Annotated in this window: 6 protein-coding genes; 2 read left to right on the forward strand and 4 right to left on the reverse strand. The window is 71.5% G+C overall.

What is annotated here, in order from left to right:
- Nucleotides 1-438 (reverse strand): Lrp/AsnC family transcriptional regulator (locus E1193_RS29735; RefSeq protein WP_132186466.1); only part of this gene is annotated, 438 nt, incomplete at its 3' end.
- Between the two features lie 268 nt (nt 439-706).
- Between E1193_RS29735 and E1193_RS29740 the strand changes: the two genes are divergently transcribed.
- Nucleotides 707-973 carry a BldC family transcriptional regulator gene (locus E1193_RS29740; RefSeq protein WP_088976967.1) on the forward strand — a complete coding sequence of 89 codons (267 nt, stop codon included), beginning with the start codon at nt 707-709 and terminating at the stop codon, nt 971-973.
- A gap of 78 nt (nt 974-1,051) precedes the next feature.
- On the opposite strand, the gene E1193_RS29745 is transcribed toward E1193_RS29740, so the two are convergent.
- Nucleotides 1,052-1,681 carry a UbiX family flavin prenyltransferase gene (locus E1193_RS29745; protein ID WP_132186467.1) on the reverse strand — a complete coding sequence of 210 codons (630 nt, stop codon included), beginning with the start codon at nt 1,679-1,681 and terminating at the stop codon, nt 1,052-1,054.
- 143 nt (nt 1,682-1,824) lie between these two features.
- Between E1193_RS29745 and E1193_RS29750 the strand changes: the two genes are divergently transcribed.
- Complete coding sequence (locus tag E1193_RS29750; protein WP_132186468.1) at nt 1,825-2,790, forward strand: terpene synthase; 966 nt, start codon at nt 1,825-1,827, stop codon at nt 2,788-2,790.
- Between the two features lie 151 nt (nt 2,791-2,941).
- Here E1193_RS29750 and mqnP read toward each other — a convergent pair whose 3' ends face one another.
- Nucleotides 2,942-3,853 (reverse strand): menaquinone biosynthesis prenyltransferase MqnP, encoded by a 912-nt coding sequence (mqnP, locus tag E1193_RS29755; RefSeq protein ID WP_132186469.1) that lies wholly within the window; start codon nt 3,851-3,853, stop codon nt 2,942-2,944.
- Nucleotides 3,853-5,313 carry a menaquinone biosynthesis decarboxylase gene (locus E1193_RS29760; protein WP_132186470.1) on the reverse strand — a complete coding sequence of 487 codons (1,461 nt, stop codon included), beginning with the start codon at nt 5,311-5,313 and terminating at the stop codon, nt 3,853-3,855. Before E1193_RS29760 ends, mqnP begins: the two co-directional genes overlap by 1 nt.
- Nucleotides 5,314-5,364: the final 51 nt, after the last annotated feature.

Genomic DNA, 5,364 nt, shown 5'->3' on the forward strand with positions numbered 1-5,364 from the left:
GGGCTGGGGGCGGTTCTCCCACTTCGTCGACAGGGCGATGCCGGTGCGGGTGGAGGCGACGCCGGGGGTGCGGTTGAGTCGCACGATCAACTGCTCCAACTCCGCGATGGTGCCGACCCGGGCTTTGAGCAGGAATGACTCGACGCCGGCCATGAAGTAGCAGGACTCGATCTCGGGCATCTGCCGGAACGCCTCAAGCACGTCGTCGGTGTCGGCGGTGGAGTCCTCGACGATGCCGATCAGCGCGGTCACCCCCAGCCCGATCGACTCCGGCTCGACCTCGGCCCGGTACGCGCGGATGACCCCGCCGGATTCCAGCTTGCCGACCCGTTCGTGCACCGCCGGCGCCGAGAGGCCGACCTGTCGGGCGAGTTCGGCGTACGACAGGCGGGCGTTGCCGCGCAGCAGCCCGACGAGGCTCCGGTCGATGGCATCCACGGAGTGTGACCCTAGCCGCCCAGCCGTAACGGCCGACGGCCGGACTCCGTTGGACATGACAGACCGTCACAGTTCGCAGACCATCGGTCGAAGGAGCGGCACGCCGGTAGCATTTACTAACTTCCCACTCCGTGCGTTTTTCGCGTTTGGCGGACAGGCCAGGTCGCTGGTGCTGTAATTGCCATACGTCCCTCATGACGGCTCTGGGCTCGCACCGGCCGGGGGCAGTGTGTTCAGCCGAGGGCTTCGTCGACGCGAGGAGGGGGCTGTGGACACTGGAGATCGCCTGCTGACACCGGGTGAGGTCGCCGCGCTGTTTCGGGTTGACCCGAAGACTGTGACGCGTTGGGCGGCAGCCGGCCGGATAGGCAGCATCCGGACTCCAGGCGGGCATCGCCGGTTTCGGGAATCCGAGGTGCGAGCCCTGCTGGAAGGGGAGGGCATGTTGGACGAGGCGGAGGAGATGGGCAAACCACGCAACGTGGGCCCCGCCGCCTCGACCGGCCCGGGCCCGGCCAACGCCGGGATGTACTGACGGGAGCGACACGGATACGCGGGCCGGCCGACGGGTTCGGTCCGCGTCCGTCGAGGCCCGGGGCACGCCGACCGATGGTCAGGGCCGGTCCGCGTTGAGCCGGCCGGACCAGCGCTGGAAGAGGGTGTGCGGCACGTCGAGCGCGTCCAGCACCTTGCCGGCCACGAAGTCGATCAGCTGTTGGGCGGTGGCGGTGGCCCCGGCGCCGTAGAAACCGGGGCTCGCCGGGAGGACCACCGCGCCGGCGTCGTGCAGGGCGATCAAGTGCTCCAGGTGGCTGCGGGTGACCGGCGTCTCCCGGGGCACCAGCACCACCGGCCGGCGCTCCTTCAGGTTGACCTCGGCTGCCCGCTGCAACAGGTCCTTGGAGAGCCCGATGGCGATGCCCGCGCAGGCTGCTGTGCTCGCCGGCACCACCGCCATCCCGCGTACCCGGTAGGAGCCGCTGCTCGGGCCGGCGGCGATGTCGCCGGCCGGCCAGTGCCGCACGTCCGCGCCGGTGAGGTCCCGGCCCAGCCAGGCGGCGAGGTCCTCGGCCCAGTGCCCGTCGCGGAACGGCCGGCCCGTCTCGTCGAGCACTGTCAGCCGGGCGGCCCGGGAGACGATCAGGTCTACCGGTTCACCGGCGTCGAGCAGCCCGTTGACGACGGCCGCCGCGTACGGGGTGCCGGACGCGCCGGAGACCCCGACCACCCATGGTTCGCGCATCCCCCCAGCCTGCCTGGTCGTCGGGTTGAGCCGGTCGCCGCCCTCGGAGCCGCTGTTCGCCCCTATTGTCCGGGTCGGTCGGCGGGATCTGTGCGGGAATGGCAAGCTGCCGTCGGCGATCACGCCGCACGGAGGGATCGGGCATGATCGAAGAGATCCTCAGGTCCCTCCGGTCCGGGTGCCCGATCGCACCCCGACTCTCCCCGCACGCGGGGCCGGTGCAGGAGTGGCTGCTGGAGATGTTGCCCCAACTGGGGCTGCCGCTGGACGCGGCTGGCCGCAGGCGGCTGGACCAGGCGGGGTTCGCCCGTTACGCGGGCCGCCTATACCCCGATACCACCGAGCCGGACCTGCGTACCCTGGCCCTGATCTTCACCTGGTTCTTCCTGGTCGACGACGCGTGCGACGGGCCGGACGGGTTGCCTCCGGCGCGGATCCGGGCGTTGCGGGATGGCGCGACAACCCTGCTGCGGGACGGGCCACGGCGGCGGCAACCCGGCTTCGGCGGGCCGCTGCGCCGGCTGCTGGTGGAGGCGTGGCGCCAACCACGCCGCCGGTTGCCGGCCCGCTGGCGGTCCCGCTTCGTCGACGCGGTCGCCCACCACCTCGACGGGACGTGGCGGGAGGCGGTGGCCAAGGAGTCGGGCCGGGCGCCCTCCGTGACCGAGTACGTGGAGCTGCGCCGGGCCACCTCGGCGGCGTACGTGTCGTACCTGCTGGTGGAGTTCGCGACCGGCCGCCCGCTGCCCGACGCGGTGTACCACCACCCGCTGCTACGCCGCATCGGCACGCTCGGCAACGACCTGCTCTCCTGGTACAACGACATCGCCTCCCTGGACCGGGACCGGCTCACCTCCGGCGGGCACAACCTGGTGCTGGCACTGGCCACCGAACGCGGCGTGCCCGTGGAGACGGCGGTGGACCTGGTGGCGCGGCGGTGGCGTGAGGAGATGGCTCGCTTCGTCGCGCTGCGCGCCTCGGTGCCGTCGTTCGGCCCGACCTGGGACCCGGCGGTCGCCGCCCACCTCGAGGGGGTCGCGAACGCCGTCCGCGGCACCGTGGACTGGACGGTGGAGAGCGGCCGCTACGTCGTCCCGACCGCCACCTGACCCCTGCCGCGCGCGCCACGGCCGGGGCGCGGGGACGCCGGGCCGGGGCGCAGGCCGAGGCGGGCCGCCATGCCTCAGGAAGGCCCGGTTCAGGGCGCAGGGACGCCCAAAGGATCACCTCGAGCGCGCTGCGGAAAGCGGGTGGATGAGGTCAGGGGCGCAGGCCGAGGCGGGCGACCAGGTCGAGTAGGGCGAAGACGAACAGGGCGATGCCGACGAAGCCGTTGGCGGTGAAGAACGCCCGGTTGACCTTGCTCAGGTCGGTCGGGCTGACCACCAGGTGCTGGTAGCCGAAGGCGACGGCGGTCATCGCCAGCCCGATCCACCAGAGCCAGCCGAACCCGATCAGCGCCCCGAACCAGACGAAGAGCGCGAAGGTCACCACGTGCGCGACGGTCGAGGCGTGCAGCGCAAAGCGCAGCCCGTACCGGGAGGGGACGCTGCGCACGCCGATCTCCCGGTCGACCTCGGCGTCCTGGCAGGCGTAGATCAGGTCGAAGCCGCCGATCCACAGGCCGACGGCCGCACCGAGCAGCCACGCCGGCCCGGAGCCGGTGAAGGTGCCGGTGACCGCGAGCCAGGCGCCGACCGGCCCGACCGCCTGGGCGATCGCCAGGATGGCGTGCGGCCAGTTGGTGAACCGCTTGCCGTACGGGTAGACGACCAGCGGCACCACGGCGAGCGGCGCCAGCGCGAGGCAGAGCGGGTTGAGCAGGGCGGCGGCGGCGAGGAACACCACCAGGGCGACGGCCGCGCCGGTCCAGGCCGTCCGCACGCTCACCGCCCCGGTGACCAGTTCGCGGCCGGCGGTACGCGGGTTCCGCGCGTCGATGCGCCGGTCGAGTATCCGGTTGGCGGCCATCGCGAACGTCCGCGCGCCGACCATCGCCACGGTGATCAGCAGCAGGTCAACCCAGCGCACCCGCCCGCCGTTCACCTGCATCGCGGTCAGCGCGGACAGGTACGCGAACGGCAGCGCGAAGACCGAGTGTTCGATGGCGACGAGCTTGAGGAAGGACCTGACCCGCCCGGGGCGGTCCGCCGGGGCCTCGGTGACGGCCATCAGATGCCGTACTCCTTCCAGCGCTTGTCGACCAGGGAGACGACCTCCGGCGACATGCTCATCTCCTCCGGCCAGCCCCGGGTGTAGCCCTCGGCGGGCAGCTTGCGGGTGGCGTCGATGCCTGCCTTGCCGCCCCAGAACTGCTGGTACGACGAGTGGTCGAGGTGGTCCACCGGGCCCTCGGTGAGGAGCAGGTCGCGGGCGTAGTCGACGTTGCCGAAGGCGCGGAACGCGACCTCGTGGTAGTCGTGCACGTCGCAGTCCTCGTCCACCACCACGATCAGCTTGGTCAGTGACATCAGGTGCGCCCCCCAGATCGCGTTCATGACCTTCTGGGCGTGCTTCGGGTAGCGCTTGCGGATGGAGACGATCGCGCAGTTGTGGAAGACGCCGGCGGCGGGCAGGTCGTAGTCGACGATGTCCGGGATCAGCAGCTTGAGCAGCGGCTGGAAGATCCGCTCGGTGGCCTTGCCGAGGCCGTGGTCCTCCTGCGGCGGCTTCGAGGTGACGATCGAGTGGTAGACCGGGTTGCGTTGCGTGGTCATCGTCTCGACGTGCAGGACCGGGAACGGCTCGACCGGGGTGTAGAAGCCGGTGTGGTCGCCGAACGGCCCCTCGGGCAGCCGCTCGCCGGGCTCGATGTACCCCTCCAGCACGATCTGGGCGTGCGCCGGCACCTGCAACGGCACGGTCAGGCAGTCGACCATCTCGACCCGTTCGCCGCGCAGGAACCCGGCGAACAGGTACTCGTCGATGTCGCTGGGGAGCGGGGCGGAGGCGGCGTACGAGACGACCGGGTCGCAGCCGATCGCGATGGCGACCGGGAGCCGCTGGCCGAGCCGCTCGGCGACGGCGTGGTGGGCGGTGGAGTCCTTGTGGATCTGCCAGTGCATGCCGAGGGTGTTGCGGCTGTGCTGCTGGAGGCGGTAGAGGCCGAGGTTGCGCTTGCCGGTCTCCGGGTGCTTGGTGTGGGTCAGCCCGTAGTTGTGGAAGATCCCGCCGTCGCCGGGCCAGACCTGCAGGCCGGGCAGCTTGTTCAGGTCGAGGTCGTCGCCGGAGTAGACGACCTGCTGGCAGGGGGCGGTCTTCACCTTGCGCGGCGGCACCGACTTGAGCTGCATGACCTTGCCCAGACCCTCGCGGATGCCGGACCAGCCGACCGGCAGCTCCGGCTTGACCAGCGCGCCGATGCGGTCGCCGATCTCGTCCAGCGACTCGACGCCGAGCGCCATCGCCATCCGCTTCTCGGTGCCGAACAGGTTGATCGCGACCGGCATCTCGCCCCGGGTCGGCCGCTCGAAGAGCAGTGCCGGGCCGTCCGCGCGGACCGTCCGGGTGACGATCTCGCTGATCTCCAGGGTGGGGTCGACCGGGACGCTCACCCGCCGCAGTTCACCGGCACGTTCCAACGCCGCGAGGAAGTCCTTGAGATCGGTGTACGGGAAGCCACGAGCCGCCATGGCAGCAAGTCTCCCGCATGGCGTGCCGCCCCACCCACGCCGGGTCGCCGC

Origin of the sequence: Micromonospora sp. KC606 (genome assembly GCF_004348675.1) — a bacterium.
Lineage (GTDB): Bacteria > Actinomycetota > Actinomycetes > Mycobacteriales > Micromonosporaceae > Micromonospora.